General features: G+C 38.3%; 15 protein-coding genes. 2 read left to right on the top strand and 13 right to left on the bottom strand.

Annotation, left to right across the window (positions count from 1 at the left end; genetic code table 11):
* Nucleotides 1–4: 4 nt before the first annotated feature.
* From IV80_RS00130 to IV80_RS00110, 5 genes are all read right to left on the bottom strand, one after another.
* Nucleotides 5–2,017, bottom strand: coding sequence for an acyltransferase family protein (locus tag IV80_RS00130; protein ID WP_083490453.1), 2,013 nt, complete (start codon nt 2,015–2,017; stop codon nt 5–7).
* A gap of 33 nt (nt 2,018–2,050) precedes the next feature.
* Entirely contained in the window at nt 2,051–3,349 is a 1,299-nt protein-coding gene (obgE, locus tag IV80_RS00125) for a GTPase ObgE (RefSeq protein WP_057747752.1), read from the bottom strand.
* A 133-nt stretch (nt 3,350–3,482) separates the two neighbouring features.
* Nucleotides 3,483–5,270 (bottom strand): excinuclease ABC subunit UvrC, encoded by a 1,788-nt coding sequence (gene uvrC / locus IV80_RS00120; protein WP_057747750.1) that lies wholly within the window; start codon nt 5,268–5,270, stop codon nt 3,483–3,485.
* Nucleotides 5,271–5,468: 198 nt separating this feature from the next.
* Nucleotides 5,469–6,212, bottom strand: coding sequence for an amino acid ABC transporter ATP-binding protein (locus IV80_RS00115; protein ID WP_057747747.1), 744 nt, complete (start codon nt 6,210–6,212; stop codon nt 5,469–5,471).
* Nucleotides 6,202–7,680: an ABC transporter substrate-binding protein/permease gene (locus tag IV80_RS00110; protein WP_057747745.1), complete on the bottom strand. Its 1,479-nt coding sequence runs from the start codon at nt 7,678–7,680 to the stop codon at nt 6,202–6,204. Before IV80_RS00110 ends, IV80_RS00115 begins: the two co-directional genes overlap by 11 nt.
* 187 nt (nt 7,681–7,867) lie before the next feature.
* On the opposite strand from IV80_RS00110, the gene IV80_RS10135 reads away from it, so the two are divergent.
* Entirely contained in the window at nt 7,868–8,017 is a 150-nt protein-coding gene (locus IV80_RS10135) for an SPJ_0845 family protein (protein ID WP_162259285.1), read from the top strand.
* A 26-nt stretch (nt 8,018–8,043) separates the two neighbouring features.
* Here IV80_RS10135 and IV80_RS00105 read toward each other — a convergent pair whose 3' ends face one another.
* From IV80_RS00105 to rpsO, 8 genes are all read right to left on the bottom strand, one after another.
* Complete coding sequence (locus tag IV80_RS00105; RefSeq protein ID WP_057747742.1) at nt 8,044–8,331, bottom strand: nucleoside triphosphate pyrophosphohydrolase family protein; 288 nt, start codon at nt 8,329–8,331, stop codon at nt 8,044–8,046.
* Between the two features lie 2 nt (nt 8,332–8,333).
* Nucleotides 8,334–8,924 carry a ribosome biogenesis GTP-binding protein YihA/YsxC gene (yihA, locus tag IV80_RS00100; protein ID WP_057747739.1) on the bottom strand — a complete coding sequence of 197 codons (591 nt, stop codon included), beginning with the start codon at nt 8,922–8,924 and terminating at the stop codon, nt 8,334–8,336.
* Nucleotides 8,925–9,038: 114 nt separating this feature from the next.
* On the bottom strand, nt 9,039–10,286 hold the full coding sequence (clpX, locus tag IV80_RS00095; RefSeq protein WP_057747736.1) for an ATP-dependent Clp protease ATP-binding subunit ClpX: 1,248 nt from the start codon (nt 10,284–10,286) through the stop codon (nt 9,039–9,041).
* 128 nt (nt 10,287–10,414) lie between these two features.
* Nucleotides 10,415–11,743 carry a trigger factor gene (tig, locus tag IV80_RS00090; protein WP_057747732.1) on the bottom strand — a complete coding sequence of 443 codons (1,329 nt, stop codon included), beginning with the start codon at nt 11,741–11,743 and terminating at the stop codon, nt 10,415–10,417.
* Nucleotides 11,744–11,930: 187 nt separating this feature from the next.
* Nucleotides 11,931–13,118, bottom strand: coding sequence for an elongation factor Tu (tuf, locus tag IV80_RS00085; RefSeq protein WP_057747729.1), 1,188 nt, complete (start codon nt 13,116–13,118; stop codon nt 11,931–11,933).
* A 197-nt stretch (nt 13,119–13,315) separates the two neighbouring features.
* On the bottom strand, nt 13,316–14,233 hold the full coding sequence (locus tag IV80_RS00080) for a hypothetical protein (RefSeq protein WP_057747726.1): 918 nt from the start codon (nt 14,231–14,233) through the stop codon (nt 13,316–13,318).
* A gap of 56 nt (nt 14,234–14,289) precedes the next feature.
* On the bottom strand, nt 14,290–15,993 hold the full coding sequence (locus IV80_RS00075; RefSeq protein WP_057747723.1) for a ribonuclease J: 1,704 nt from the start codon (nt 15,991–15,993) through the stop codon (nt 14,290–14,292).
* Nucleotides 15,994–16,387: 394 nt separating this feature from the next.
* Entirely contained in the window at nt 16,388–16,657 is a 270-nt protein-coding gene (gene rpsO / locus IV80_RS00070) for a 30S ribosomal protein S15 (RefSeq protein ID WP_057747720.1), read from the bottom strand.
* Between the two features lie 292 nt (nt 16,658–16,949).
* Between rpsO and rpsT the strand changes: the two genes are divergently transcribed.
* Nucleotides 16,950–17,204 (top strand): 30S ribosomal protein S20, encoded by a 255-nt coding sequence (rpsT, locus tag IV80_RS00065; RefSeq protein ID WP_057747717.1) that lies wholly within the window; start codon nt 16,950–16,952, stop codon nt 17,202–17,204.
* The last annotated feature ends 11 nt before the right edge of the window (nt 17,205–17,215 follow it).

The following is a 17,215-nucleotide window of genomic DNA, read 5'->3' as shown; positions in this document are numbered from 1 at the left end:
AGCTCTAATTGACACTTCCGTATTTGACAATTGCCTTGGTTAGCAACGTCGTATAAGCCTTATTACCTTCTATATTTGGATGAACATGATCCTCATAGAACCAGCCTGACTGATTCACACTCAAACCATGCCAATCCACAACATGAAGATTTTTGTACTTTTTAGAAGCTGCTTGCAGCGTTCGGTTAACCTGTGACTCCCAATTACGAGTCGGCACATGAGCATTTACCCAGAACACCTGACGTTTATCGCCAATGGCCTTTAAAATGCCTTTTAGCTGGTCTGTCGTAAACGGTCCGTTAGTTCCTAAGTTGATGACCACGTTGTCACTTAAGTTTCCCTGAGCAGCCATTTGTTTCAATAGACTAGACGCTTGGTAAACTTGGCGACCAACCTTTGCCGAAATGTATGCTGTTGGAAAAACTTCTTGCATATCATTAGAAGTATCTGCCATTACAGAATCCCCGATTCCCGTTATGGACATTTTTTTAGCGATCTTGACTTCTGAGGGTTGCAAGTTGTACTTGGTCTTAATTTTTTCTTCAGCTGCAGTTAATTTAATTGATTTTTCTTTCTTGATCTTTTCTAGCTCTGCCGCACGTTGCTTTTTCTTTAAGCGTGCCTTCTTCTGAGCAGCCAAAGCTTTACTATTCTGTTTTGAGGACTTCCGATCATTTTTAGCAATATTAAGCTGCAACGCATTGCCATGTGTGTTTGTCTTTTTAGCACCAGTAACTGTGCCATATCCGGCCAAGACAATCACCGCAATCACTGGAAGCGCCCAGAGTCGTTTCCAGCCATAAACCGAATGCCTTTTAAACAGGTTTCCAACAAACTTAAGTGGATGCCGATAGTCGAAATGAGCAGCCGGGTTTTCAATTAGACGATAAGAAATATCACTGATTACCACAATAATTGCCGCTTCTGCTAAGGCATTGTATACCGGATGAGCTGCAATATTCACAACCGCTTTCTCATAAAAAATCATGACCGGAAACTGGTATAAATAAATACCATAGCTACGCTTTCCAATCCATGCAAACAAACGATTACTGAATAGATTACCAAACTTGGTCCCAGGATGAGCAATTACGGCAATAAGTATAACTGAAAAAATGGAGAACAATAACATACCACCATGGTATGTAAAACTACTTGTGCCACTCATTTCCAGAGCCATCCAGATAATTATACCTAATGATCCAATTCCCAGTAAGTCCAGCAACCAGCGACCATTACGATTCAAGTGTGGATTTAAATGTGTCGACGGCCAGAAAAAGGCTAAAGCTGCTCCCAATAAATAAGGAGTCATTCGAGTATCTGAACCATAATACACACGGTTCGTATTGGACGGATCGTACAAAATAAACATTAGAATCGCAGAAACAATTGCCAAACCGTTTAAGAGTGCCATGATATGCCCACGATTTTTAAAGGTAATCAAAAGCGCAATTAACACAATTGGCCAAACAAAGTAATACTGCCCTAATACTGATAAATACCACAAATGTGTAAACGGTGATTCCCCGTTGTAACGATCAAAATATGACTGACCATGCCCAATTTGCCACCAATTATAGACAAAAGCTAAATTAGTCCAAATAATATCTTTAATATGTGTCAAGAGATCTTGGGCAAACACGGTCATGTAAGCCGTACTGGCCGCTAAAACTGCAATTAATGTAGGATACAGCCGCTTCAATCGCCGACCATAAAAACTAAATACTTTAATTGATCCGTTTTGATCCCACTCTTGAACAAACAAATCTGTAATTAAATATCCCGAAATTGCAAAGAAAACAGGAACTCCCAAATAGCCACCTTTCATGTCATACGGGAGTAAGTGGTACAAAATAACACCTAATAAGGCCAGCGTTCTTAACCCATCAAACCCGCCTATGTATCGGCTGTGTTTCAGCCGTTTTTGATGTCCTTTGTGTGACACTAAATTTTCTGGTTGAGCGGAACTTTTTTTCCTTCTTGATACTTCAGTAGAAGTATTTCTTTCCGAATCCATACGCAATTCCTCTATATTTCATTTAAAATTAACTTATTCAACAAATTCAAATGTAAAATCTAATATACGAACCGAATCCCCATTTTTAATACCGGCTTTTCGTAGCGCATCATCAACGCCCATGCCACGCATCTGGCGAGCAAACCTAATGAGACTGTCATCATGTTCTGTATTAGTCATCTTAAATAGTCTTTCGAGTTTTTCACCTGCTAAGACCCAAGTACCGTCTTCATCTTTCTCAATTGTAAACGGCTTTTTGGCTTCATATGCATAGGTTACAGAATCCTCATCAGATACTTCTGGTGTTTTAATTGGATCTGGAGTTGCTTCCAGCACATCCGCCGCATGACGCATCAAAGGTTGTAGCCCTTCATGCGTTACTGCAGAAATCGGAAAAATATCCGGAACAGCTTGGTCACCAACGGATTTTTGCAACGCTTGGCGGAACTTTTCGAGATTCTTTTTTGCATCAGGCATATCCATTTTTGTTGGTACAATAATCTGACGACGCTTAATTAAATCTGGATCATATTTTTGAAGTTCCTGATTTATTTTTTGATAGCTATCAAAAGGATCTGACTCTTCAATACCACCCATATCGACTAGATGTAATAATACTTTGGTTCGCTCCACATGTCTTAAAAATTCAAATCCTAAACCAACACCTTGTGAAGCTCCCTCAATAAGACCTGGAATATCTGCAATAACAAAATCACGTCCATCATCTAATTGAACCATTCCTAAGTTAGGAACCAACGTTGTAAAATGATATTCTGCAATTTTAGGTTTTGCACTTGTCACAACGGAAAGCAGTGTGGATTTTCCAACTGATGGGAATCCTAAAAGCCCTACATCAGCTAATAATCGCAATTCCAATTGCACGCTAATTTCTTGGCCGGGTTCCCCATTTTCAGCAATCTCCGGTGCCGGATTCTTTGGACTCGCAAAATGAATATTGCCACGCCCACCACGGCCACCTTTAGCTACCACTAAAGTATCTTGATCGTCAACCAAATCTCCAATAACTTTACCAGTCTCCGTGTTTTTAACAATTGTCCCTTCCGGAACTTTAATAACCAAATTCTCGGCACTACGCCCAGTCATTTGCTTATTCATTCCGTTGCTACCAGAAGCAGCTTTAAACTTTTTTTGATAACGAAAATCCATCAGTGTCCGTAATCCAGAATCCACTTTAAAAATTACGTCGCCACCGTGACCGCCGTCACCGCCAGCAGGTCCACCATTGGGAACAAACTTTTCACGACGAAAAGCCACAGCTCCGTTACCACCGTTACCGGCTTTGATATTAATTTTTACTTGATCAACAAACATATTTTTCTCCAATGCTTTTTAACATGACTTTTTAGTTTCCAATATCCCTATTTTAGCAGAGATTTAGCTCAAATTATAATAAATTTAAAGAATGCTTTCATCTATTGAGCAATCGCTCTCAATAAAGTGACATTTAGCTCTTAACTGCCCCACTCAACGAAATTTTAATTGTCTTTGCAACTCGTTCAGAAATGCCGAGTGCTTGTAAATCGGTCACAGGTGCTTCTGCAATTCGCCGCAAAGACCCAAACTTACGTAAGAGTTTGTTGCGCGTTTTTGGACCAACGCCAGCAATATCATCTAATCGAGAACTGAGTGAGTGCTTGGTATGCACTTGTCGATGAAAAGTGATCGCAAATCGATGGACTTCATCTTGAATTCGTTGGACCAAGTAAAATCCCTGGCTTTTAGGATCAAGAAAAATATGACGATCGTCGGGACCAAATAACAAATCTGCCGTCTTATGTTTATCATTTTTAACCATCCCTGCAACAGGAATTTGCAAGTTTAGTTCATTGACTAAAACATCTTTGACAGCATTGAGTTGTATTTCCCCACCATCCATTAAAATCAGGTCTGGAAGCGGTTGATGCTCCTTTAGAAGCCGTGTGTAACGTCTCCTAATCACTTCACGAGTACTGGCTGCCTCATCAGCATGGTTCACCGTTTTTAACTTATACTTTCGATACATTTTCTTATCTGGTTTTCCATCCGTAAATACCACCATCGCAGACACAAGGTCAGCTCCCTGAATATGTGAATGGTCAAAGGCCTCAATGCGATGACCAGCTGGAATTCCAAGTGCATCCGTGATTTCTTTCATTGCGCCAACTGTTTTAGAATCATCTAATTCAAGTAAACGGAATTTTTCTTCCAAAGTTATCTGCGCATTTTCTTTAGCCAGGTGCATCAAATCACGTTTTTGCCCGCGTTGTGGTGTACGTACTGGAACCTTAAGAATATCACTAATAACCTGGTTTTCGAGACCACTTGGAACCAAGATCTCATTAGGCAATAAATTGTTTTTTTGGTTATAAAACTGCAAAATAAAGGAAGTCAATTCTTCAGGAGCCGTGCTTACGACTGGAAACAATCTTTTTTCACGCTTCATTAAGCGAGCCTGACGAATAAAGAAAATTTGAATTGACAACCAACCTTTATCAATATAAAAGTTGAACAAATCACGTGGGGTATGATCATTTGAAATGATTTTTTGCTTTTCCACTGTGACTTCAATGTAATGAATTTGATCGCGAATATCAGCAGCACGTTCAAACTCCAAATTTTGAGCGGCTTCATTCATTGTTGCGATTAAATGCTTTTTCGCATTTTTGACATTTCCATTCAAAAAGGATTTAATTCGGGCAATTTGTTTCACATATGCCTCTTCAGGAACTGTTTTGAAACAGGCCCCCAAACACTGTCCCATGTGATAATAGAGGCATGGGCGATGTTGGAAACCATTGCAACGACGCAAAGGATAAACCTTTTGCAGAAAGTGAAGCGTCTCTTCAGCAGCATACACATTAGGATAAGGTCCAAAGTAGTAAGCACCGTCTTTTTTGACATCCCCAGAAATCAAGATTTGCGGATCTCGTTCATTGGTGATTTTGATGTAAGGATATCCCGTTCCACGTTTCAATTTAATATTGAAATATGGCTGATATTTCTTAATCAACGTAATTTCAAGTAAGAACGCCTCTTTGTCACTAGAAGTCACAATGTAATCAAAATCAGCAATCTCAGAAACTAAGCGCGCCGTTTTACCATCATGGGAACTCTTAAAATAAGAGCGTACTCGATTTTTTAGATTTTTAGCTTTCCCCACATAAATAATCTGACTATTAATGTTTTTCATCTGGTAACAACCAGGTAAGTCAGGTAACAAAGCCAACTTATGCTCAATATGTTCCGAAGCCAACCGACTTCACCTCCCCTTGCATCGTAATCAGTCTGTAACATTATAACGCCTTTCCAGATTCTGGGCAACAATAAAGGCAAACACACATTCGGGTACACAAAAAGCCTGTTAGGCACTGCAAAAACTTAACTAATGTACAAATTAGTTTAAGCTCTCACACTTAACAGACTTTAGGGTGTCTCTTTTGAACTTTCATAATTACTGCACAAGTACTTTTGAAAGAAAATCTTGTGCACGTGCCGTTTTTGGATGATCAAAGAAATCTTCTGGTGTGCCCTTTTCTTGAATATAGCCCCCGTCCATAAACCAAATTTGATCCGCTACCGAACGTGCAAATCCCATTTCATGGGTAACGACAACCATCGTCATCCCTTCTTTAGCCAAGTCCTGCATGACTTTGAGCACATCACCAACCATTTCAGGATCAAGTGCAGATGTGGGCTCATCAAACAACATGACTTCCGGTTGCATGGCTAAGGCACGTGCAATTGCCACACGTTGTTGTTGTCCTCCTGACAAGCTCTGAGGATATTGGGTGCCCTTATCAGACAGTCCCACTTGCGTCAGTAATTTTTTGGCAATATCAGTAGCTTGTTCATCAGATAGATTTTTAACTTTCATTGGTGCCAATTTGATATTATCTAAAACCGTCATGTTTGGAAATAAGTTGAAATTTTGAAAAACCATGCCCATTTTTTCCCGAAGTTCATCTAATTCTTTTTCCTTCAGAGAAGTTAAATCTGTGCCTTCGAAAAGAATGTGTCCTTCACTTGGTTTTTCTAGCAAAGTTAAGCAGCGCAAGAATGTGCTCTTACCAGCTCCCGAAGGCCCGATAACACAAATTACTTGTCCCTTTTCGACCGTCTCTGAAATATCTTTGAGAACCTCATTATCATGATACTTTTTATTCAAATTTTGGATATCTAAAATTTTAGTTGGCATGTTTCATTCTCCCTTCGAAATAAGCTAACAACTTGGAAAGGCCAAAGGTAACGATAAAGTATAACAGCATAGCAACCACAATCGGTGCCACACCACGATAAGTATCAGACTGAACAATTTTTAATTGATAAATTAAGTCTGTGACACCAATGATTGAAACAATTGAACTTTCCTTAATTAAAGAAATGAATTCATTACCAAGAGCCGGCCAAATATTTTTAATGGCTTGTGGCAAAATCACGTATCGCATCGTCCCGCTTTTGGATAAACCCAAACTTCGTGCCGCTTCCGTTTGTCCTTTATCAACCGAATTGATTCCGCCTCGGATCACTTCGGCGACATAGGCACCGCTATTTAACGAAACAGCGATAATGCCGGAAGTTAGGGCCGGCAAGTTGATAATTAACCCAATACCGAAGTAGACAAACATGATTTGGACCATCAACGGAGTCCCACGAACAAATTCAATATAAGCAGTGGCAACGGCTTTAAAAATTTTATTTCGGCTCAAGCGCATGAAGGCCAAAATCGTGCCAAGAATAAACCCAAAGAAAACTGAAAATGCTGAAATCAACAACGTATAACCAATGCCCTTTGCAAAATACTTCCAGTAGTGGAACATAGACGTATTAACAGTATTGGTCTCCATATGGCTACCAGCTTCTTTTAAGTAAACCTTATTAATTAAATCCTTTTTCTGAATTTTGGCCAAACTTTTATTGACAGCACCGGCTAAGCTAGTGGCACCTTTTTGGAAGGCAATTGCAGAACTGGTCTCATCAGAACTCAGATTAAAATGTCCATTCACAAGGCTTAACTGCGGATTATTCTTACCGTAAGCTTCCGCACTTGGTTTTTCCATGACAATGCCATCAATCTTATTCGTTTGCAGTGCTAAGATCAAATCAGCACCTTTATCAAACCCCTTTACTGTGACGTTGGCAATTTGTTTTTTGGCCATGTTGTACTGCATCGTACCTGTTTGGGCACCAACCGTTTTTCCTTCAAAGGATTTCTTACTTGTATAAAGTTTCGCATCCTTTTTATTGATGACAATATCTTGACCACCCTTATAGTATACATTTGAAAAGGTGACACTTTTTCGCCGACTAGGTGTCGGGTTCATGCCTGCCATCACCATATCCACTTTACCCGTTTGTAAAGCTACTAACAAAGAATCGAAGTCCATATTTTTAATTTTAAGTTTGACCCCTAAATCCTTGGCAATTTGTTTAGCGATACTAATGTCCATTCCCACATCAACACTTTTACCATTTTTAGTTGTCTGAAATTCATAAGGTGCATAGTCAGGACTGGTTCCTAAAACCAACACACCCTTTTTTTGGATCTTTGCCAACGACGTATCCGTCGCTTTAGTATTATTTGTTGCGGCACTGGCTTGACTAAAGGGCAACGCGGTAAACAGCAATCCAATCAACATAATCAATTCAAAAAACTTTTTTTTCATAACCTTAACTCCCTATCAAAAGTAGAATATATGAAGTATAAGACACAATGACTATTTATGCAAGTATTTTCGTAAATAAATCTCATTTATGCACCATGATAAGAAATATTCATTTTAAAATGTATATTTATTGATTTGCTGACAGATGATATAAAATCTGTTATCATAAGCCCAAGGAGTGATGAATATGGGCCTAAAAGTAAAACGTGAATTGAATCTCGAAAAAATGCTAGATAAATTCGTGGCACCGACTGAAGATAAGCTGGCAAACGAAAAAAAGAATAAATTTCTTAAACGATCAACAGACACAAAAAAGGCTAATAAATCAAAAAAATGAGTGAACCGATAATCGGTCACTCATTTTTATTTACTGCTAGGATAACGTTTATTCAAGGTTTCAATGTTTTCTTGTGCAACTTGTTCAAATGGAATATCTGCCCACTGAGCAACCTGCGATAAATACCACAACACGTCACCCATTTCTTTTGTTAATTCTTCACGATTTAAGTCTTTACCATGAAAAGTATAATTTTTAACAAGGTCAACTACTTGACCACTTTCACTGGCCAAACCCAAGGCACAATTTGTAAGAACTTGCTCGTTTCCAAATAACGTGCGATTTGCCTTTTTCTGATAGTCATTAAACTCCATACTTAATCCTCCTGCATCCGTGCTTCAATCCACTGCCAAACCTGGTCTTTGCCCATTTTATTCTGTGCGGAAAAAAGTTGAAATTCATCTGGTGCACTAAAGCGAAGAGTTTTTTTGATCAAACTCTCACTTTTGTTCCACTTTCCTCTAGCCACTTTGTCGCTCTTCGTAGCCACAACTAAAACCGGAATTTCATAGTAACGTAACCAATTATACATTGTAACGTCGTCTTCACTAGGGGCGTGGCGCGCGTCAACTAAAGATATTACGCCTTTTAACTGAGGACGGGTCGTCAAATAGGTTTCGATCATTTTACCCCATTTTTCTCGTTCACTACGCGAAACTTTCGCATAGCCATATCCAGGCACATCCACAAAATATAATTGATCCTCAACATTATAGAAATTGAGCGTTTGCGTCTTTCCTGGCTGAGAAGAGGTTCTTGCGTAACTTTTACGGTTAATCAAGACATTGGTTAGCGATGATTTACCAACATTTGAACGCCCCACAAGTGCGATCTCAGGATATCCTGTGGTTGGATATTGAGCAGGAGCAACGGCACTCATGACTAATTCGACATTATGAACTTCCATTTTTTGAACCACCTCATTTTAATCTTGTTTAATTTTAACACACAACGGCCACAAATTTTGGTAAAAAAATAATGGTTTCCTTTACAGAAACCATTATTCCTTATCAAATCAAGCCTAAGAAGCTTTTTTATCTTTAAGAATTAATTCAGGCTCACTATGGTCAACGACAGTTCGTTTTGTAACCGTAACTTGTTCAACATCATCACGAGACGGAATTTCAAACATAATGTCACGCATCACTTCTTCAATGATGGAACGTAAGCCACGTGCTCCGGTATTTCGAGAAAGTGCTTCCTCTGCGATCGCCCGCAAAGCTTGGCGTGTAAAGTGTAATTTAACATCATCCAAACTTAAAAGTGTCTTATACTGCTTAACAAGTGCATTTTTAGGTTCAGTCAAAATACGAACCAAATCGTCTGTTGTTAACTTCTCCAATGCCGTCAAAATTGGTAGCCGACCGATAAATTCTGGAATTAAGCCAAAGCGTAACAGATCTTCTGGGATCACCTGTTGCATAAAACTCTTGGACTTATCGACCGCTTTAGTCGAATCCGTCCCAAAACCAATGACTTTATCGCCTAAACGACTCTTCACGATTTCTTCGATCCCATCAAAGGCACCACCAACAATGAACAAAATATTTGTTGTATCAATTTGAATAAACTCTTGTTGCGGATGCTTACGTCCGCCCTGTGGTGGTACATTAGCAATGGTGCCTTCAAGAATCTTCAAAAGTGCCTGTTGCACACCTTCACCAGAAACATCTCGGGTGATAGAAACATTTTCGCTTTTCTTTGCAATTTTGTCGATTTCATCAATGTAAATAATGCCTTTTTCAGCCTTTTCAACATCGTAATCAGCATTCTGCAAGAGCTTCAAAAGAATATTTTCAACGTCTTCACCCACGTAACCCGCTTCCGTTAAGGTAGTGGCATCCGCGATAGCAAATGGTACGTTTAAAATACGAGCAAGACTTTGTGCCAAGAAAGTTTTTCCTGACCCCGTTGGCCCAATCAAACTAATATTACTTTTTTGGAGTTCTGTATCTCCTTCATCCGCATTTTCCATTTGATTGATTCGTTTATAATGATTATAAACAGCCACAGACAAGGTCCGTTTTGCTTCATTTTGGCCAATCACATATTCGTTTAGTTTATCTACAATTTCTGCTGGTGTAGGAATATCTGAAAATTCCTCTGCACTCTCACGAGAAACTTCTTCATCAATTATTTCCTTACATAAATCAATACATTCATTGCAGATATAGACACCAGGACCCGCCACGATCTTTTTGACTTGGTCCTGAGTCTTTCCACAAAAAGAACAGGTAATTGTACCTGTGTTATCGGTGTTATCTAACAACCAACTCACCTCTCTAATGTTTATAGCATCATCATACCAAACTATAGCTGATTTAGCTAACAACTCGTTTTAAAAAAAGAACCCATCAAATAAATCAATGGATTCTTTTCAAAATCGATTAAATTGAACTACTTCGTATCGGTTTTTTTGGTGTCTGCTTTAGCTTTAGATTTACTTTCTTCAATAGCTGAATCTGTAATGACAGCAACAGCCTTCTTAACGGCAATATCATGCTTCAACATGTCATCAGAAAGTGCTTTTTTAACGGCACTTTCTTCCATGCCGTATTGTGAAGCTAAATCCTTAATTTCAGCAGCAACTTCATCTTCAGTTGGCTCAATCTTTTCGGCTTCAACGATGGCTTCCAAAACTAAATTAGTTTTAACGCGGTTTTCAGCGCCTTCTCCTAATTGTTTCTTCAAGTCATCTTCAGAGGTCCCTGTAATCTTATAGTAAGTCTTTGGATCAATTCCTTGTTGTTGCATGTTTGCAAGATATTGATCAAGTTGACGCTGAACGTCTTCGTCGATCATAGCTTGAGGGATTTCTTTAACTTCAGCATTATCAACGGCCTTTTGAATGGCTTCGTCTTCTTTAGCTTGAGCTGCAGCCTCATCTTTTTGACTCTTTAACTCATCATGAGTTTTAGCCTTTAATTCTTCTAAGGAATCAACTTCTTCGTCAACATCTTTTGCAAATTCATCATCTAACTCAGGAAGTTCTTTAGTTTTGATTTCGTGAATAGTAACTGCAAAAACAGCCTCTTTACCACGAAGATCTTCAGCATTGTAATCGTCAGGGAAAGTTACTTTAACATCAACTTTATCATCTGATTTATGACCAACTAACTGATCTTCAAAACCAGGAATAAATGAGTTAGAACCTAACTCCAAATCATAGTTTTCAGCCTTACCACCATCAAATGGCTTGCCATCAATTGTACCTTCGAAATCGATCGTAACTGTATCGCCATTTTCAGCTGGTTTGTCTTCTTTTAATACAAGCTCAGCCTGTTGCTCACGTTTCTTTTCGATTTCAGCATCAACTTCTTTAGAAGTTACACGGTGAGCTTGTTTAGCGACAGTAACACCCTTGTAGTCACCCAACTTAACATCTGGTTTAACAGTCACAACAGCCTTCAAAACCCAAGGCTTGCCCTTTTCCATACTGTCAACATCAATTTTTGGTTGGTCTACTGGTTCAATTTTAGTTTCTTCAATAGCAGCTTCATAAGCTTCTGGTAACACAATGTTTAAAGCATCTTCGTAAAGTGCTTCTTCCCCATACATCTGGTTGAAGATTTGGCGTGGGACACGTCCCTTACGGAAACCAGGAACATTCAATTGTTTTCTAGTTTTTTGGAAAGCTTTATCTAAACCTTCATGAATTTTGTCAGTGCTAATTTCGAAAGTTAATTCGCCATCGCTAGCACCCTTTTTTTCCCATTTTGCAGTCATTATTTTCCCTCCGACAATAAAAGTGGTTTTACAATTTGTATTGCATACGGATACTAGTTTACCTTATACAACACTAATTGTAAATGCTTATGTTCCTAATATCGGGCATAAAACACACATTAAATCTTTTTTGGACACAAAAAAAGACCCGGAAATTTTCCGGATCTTTTGCGCGTTCAAAAATTAATTAGTCATCAATTTCAGAAACAACACCGGCACCAACAGTATGTCCACCTTCACGAACAGTGAACTTAGTACCTTTTTCGATAGCGACTGGTTCGATAAGTTCTACAGTAAATGTAACGTTATCACCAGGCATTACCATTTCAACGTTTTCAGGCAATTCAATTACACCTGTAACGTCAGTTGTATGGAAGTAGAACTGAGGACGATAGTTTGAGAAGAATGGTGTATGACGACCACCTTCCTCTTTTGTTAAGATATAAACTTCACCCTTGAACTTCTTGTGAGTCTGGATTGAACCAGGTGCAGCAAGAACTTGTCCACGAACAACTTGGTCACGGTTGATACCACGAAGCAATACACCAACGTTATCGCCGGCTTCACCTAAATCAAGAGTCTTACGGAACATTTCAAGTCCTGTAACAGTTGACTTAAGAGTTTCGTCTTTCAAACCAACGATTTCAACTTCGTCGCCGACTTTAACTTCACCACGATCGATACGGCCTGAAGCAACAGTACCACGACCAGTGATTGTGAAGACGTCTTCAACAGGCATCAAGAATGGTTTGTCATTATCACGTTGTGGAGTTGGGATATATTCATCGATAACATCCATTAAGTGAAGAATAACTTTTTCTTGTTCTGGGTCGCCTTCAAGAGCCTTCAAAGCTGAACCACGGATAACAGGAATATCATCACCAGGATAATCGTATTCTGATAATAATTCACGGACTTCCATTTCAACTAAGTCAACTAATTCGTCATCATCAACCAAGTCAGTCTTGTTTAAGAAGACAACGATATAGTCAACACCAACCTGATGAGCAAGCAAGATATGTTCACGTGTTTGTGGCATAGGACCATCAGTTGCAGCAACAACTAAGATGGCACCATCCATTTGTGCAGCACCAGTGATCATGTTCTTGATGTAATCAGCATGTCCTGGGGCATCAATATGAGCATAATGACGCTTCTCTGTTTCGTATTCAACGTGAGCAGTGTTGATAGTAATACCACGTTCACGTTCCTCTGGAGCAGCATCGATATCTGCATAGTCTTCAGCTTTTGCTAATCCCTTAGCAGCTAAAACCTTTGTGATAGCAGCTGTCAAAGTAGTTTTCCCATGGTCAATATGGCCAATTGTACCAATATTTACATGGGGTTTTGTTCTTTCGTAATGTTCTTTTGCCATTAATACGAACCTCCTGTATTTTCGTAAGAATTACTCAGCCCTTGGCGTGGCTGGATTCTTTAAAAACTATTATACTACATCCTCATGAAAAGGCAAAGCTTCACCTCAGAGAATCCTTAAACATTATATATAGAACGCCGCGTTTTGTAAACCAATTAAGCCAAAAAAGTTTGAATATTAATAGCTTTTTTCTTATTTTAATGTTGATCAGATAAAAGTTGTTGTGTATAAGCTTGAAATTTAGCCTGCCATTTTGCAATTTCTGGACTTGCTGTTACCGTCGAATGATTGCGCCCATAACTTTCTTCAAGCCAATAAGCTACCCAGTCCTCAGGCGTTTCGAAAATATGTTCAGCGAACGGATACGCATAACTTAAATATAAGTTTTTTTCTTTTGTGATTCCGTCTAATAAAATTGGGTCCTGATTGGCAAGCTTTTTTTGAAGAACGGTTGATAACTGCTGGTCAACTTTATTGTGTAAGATTCCCTCAAGTCCACCTAAAGCAACATCATGATTTGCATCATCAATCCAGTAATATTTAATCGTTTCGTTAAAATTCATGAACGACACATTTTCTAAAACGGTTGCCCGAATTAACGGATGCACAAATGGATCCAGAAAAATAAATTTGGCAGCCGCAAAATAGGCTTGCGCAGGTAATTGTTTAGCTTCTTCTAAAACATTTTGGGTAGTTTGAAGATCCAAATCTCCAACATGATAAAATTTTTTCATTTTTTGTTTCAAGGTGTTTTTCTGAGCACTCACCTCGACTTCTTTGGTCCTTAGAGCCGTCACAAACTGATCGGTACTGATCTGACGTTGCTGCAGAGATTTTAAAAACTTATAAGCATCTAAAAAATCTTGACAAGCGAGCAATATTTCAAAATACAGACTTCGCCCCTGATCATCATCTAGATAAAATTCCAACGCATCGTTGGCATACTTCAAAGCTTCTACGTAATGTTTTGTTTGAAATAACCCCTGCACAAAGTAGGTATTTAATTGCTTATCCTGCTGAGCTTCATCGTTAAATGGTTCAATGAGTGTCAATACCTTTTCCCAGTTCGACTTGGAAACTGCAGCTTGAATTTTATTTAATTGTTCCGCATTCATCTGTTTCTCCTAACTAAAAACTGGTAATGTTAATTTTTCAACATTACCAGTTGCAATTATTTTTCAACAGTCTTTTTAGGTGCTTTGCGATGATGTTGGTTAACTTCCATAATAACTGGCAAGATAACCGGATGACGTTTTGTTTGTTCAAATAAGTAACGACTAATTTTTTCGCGAATATCCTGTTTTAGATGACCCCAATCAAATTCCTTGTTATCTAAATTGTTCTGTACCACTTCTGTCACAATGTCCTGACTGTCCTTCAACAGATCATGATCGGTATTTACGTAAACAAAACCACGCGAAGTTACTTTGGGATCACCAATAATCAACTTTTTCTTACGATCAATTGTAACAACAGCAATAAAAATACCATCATCTGATAAAATTTTGCGATCTCGCAAAACGATATTACCAATATCACCGACACCAATACCGTCAATCATGGTATCGCCAACCTCAATTCCCTGAGCGAGATGCATCTCATGATCTTTGTACTCTAAAACATCGCCCTTTTGGGTTAAGAAAATGTGGTCGGCAGCCATCCCTACTTCTCGAGCAAGTTGTGCATGTGTATTTAACAAACGATACTCACCTTGAACTGGGATCAAATACTTTGGTTTTAACAAGTTAATCATGAGCTGTAAATCATTTTTGCTAGCATGGCCTGACGCGTTTAAATCGTCTGAAATGGCCTTCACTTCGCCACCAGCCCGATAAATCATGTTCTTGGTCTTTGCAACCGTGGTTTCCATCGCATGTGATGGTGTGGTTGTAATAAATACCAAATCACCAGGCTCAATGTGGATACCCTTACCGGGATCATTAGCCATTTTTTGTAAAGCCTTAATGGGCTCACCCATTTTGCCAGTCTCTAAAATGACTGTTTTTTCTTTGTCCAAACTCCCTAATTTATTGAGAGGGACAATTATATCTTCTGATGGCAAATGGAGCTTTTTGAGACGTAATGCTGTATTTACGATCCGTTCTAAATCGTGGCCAGTTAAAATAACTTTTCGATCTGATTGTGCAGCAGCATCCAGTACTTGTTGAATCCGCAAGATATTGGAAGCAACCGAAGCAACGACGATTCGGCCTTCATGATATTTAAATGTCTCTAAAATATAATTAGCAATGTCGCGTTCGTTAGTAGAAGGCTTAGGATTTTCATCATTAGCCGACTCACTTAGTAAGGCCAAGACACCATTTGCACCAATTTGTCCTAAACGTCCATAATCTGTGGCATAGTCTGAAGACGCTGTTTGATCAAATTTAAAATCACCAGTGTAAACAATTTGACCCTCACTAGTCTTCAAGACAATTCCCAAGGATTCAGGAATTGAATGAGTGGTTTTAAAAAACGATACAGTGACATCATTAAAATCAATCTCCATTTTTTCATTTACCACATGGAAATCATCAAATTTTTTCAACTTAGGATCTTTTTCAACATTTAATTTAGCTAACGCAATCGTCATTTCAGAACCAAAGACTGGTACTGGGAACAAGTCCAGAAAATATGGCAATGCCCCAATGGCATCTGCATGTCCATGGGTCAAAAAGACACCCACAATCTTTTCACGATGATTCTCTAAATATGAAAAATCAGGAATAACCACATCAATTCCTAGTAATTCATTTTCAGGATACTTTAAACCACAATCTAAAATATAAATTGAATCATTAACTTCGACAGCATACATATTTTTGCCGTTTTCACGAACCCCACTAAACGGGATAATTTTAATACTATTGCTCATTTATTCCACCTCAAAAAATTTTTAATTTCTTTCATAAATTCAATTGTTTATCTATCAAAATGCGCTTGGACCACGATTATTAAAAGACCGTCATCGTATGATAAATCTTTTCACCCAATAAGTTATTCTGGCGGAATTTTCTAGTTTGCAAACCTAAATAAACTCTATTTAGCATCTGTTTTGCTTAAAAATTCACTTACCTTTTAACTTTTTCTGTGCGCTTTATAGAAATTTCTTCTGTCTCGACGTATAAACTGCTTTAAGTTTAACACATTTTATCTAGATAGTTGACTCTCATGTATTTGAAAGTTCTTAAAAATTTTCAAAGGCAGACGTATTTATTTTATTTATGTACAAAAAAAGCAAAGGCCAAATGCCTTTGCTTTTAATAAGTTTAACGACGTAAACCTAATGATTGAATTAAATCACGGTAACGTTGAACATCAGTACGACGTAAATATGCTAATAAATTACGACGGTGACCGATTTTCTTCATCAAACCACGTTGTGAATGAAAATCTTTTTTATGAACACTCATGTGTTCGTTGATTTCATTAATATCTGCAGTCAAGACAGCAACTTGAACTTCTGTAGAACCAGTATCGCCTTCATGACGTGCATATTTCTTGATGATTTCGTTTTTCTTTTCTTTTGAAATAGCCATTATTTTCACCCCTTTATAATCAATTGCCCGAAACTGGGTAATTCGTTGGTGATTCGAAAAACCAAGTATGGGTTCGTGCTTTATGCACAAGGTTCATCATACCGAACTTTCTCGTGAAAAACAAGTCACAAACATGAATCTCACAGGAATTTTTTTGGCAATCACACCAAAATTAGTCGTAATTCACCTATCAAGTAATGTTACTTGACAATTTCTTATTGCATTCGATATGCGTCTTCTGTATAATAACACTTGTTGTAGTATTGATTTCAGATTAGTGGAGGTGAATCAAATGCCAGTTATTAAATCCGCAATGAAGCGTGTAAAAACTAACGAAAAGGCAGCTTTACGTAACCAATCACAAGTAAGTAAGTTACGTACTGCAGTTAAAAAATTCGAAACAGCAGCTGTTAAAGGCGCTGATGACAAACAAGACCTATATCTTGCAGCAATCAGCAAACTTGACCAAGCCAAAACAAAGGGCTTAATCAAAGCTAACAAAGCTGCACGTACTAAATCTCGTTTAACAAAACAACTTGCTAAATAATTGAGAAAATA

The organism is Pediococcus cellicola (assembly GCF_001438655.1).
GTDB classification, from domain to species: Bacteria; Bacillota; Bacilli; order Lactobacillales; family Lactobacillaceae; genus Pediococcus; species Pediococcus cellicola.
This window is presented reverse-complemented; position numbering and strand designations above follow the sequence as displayed.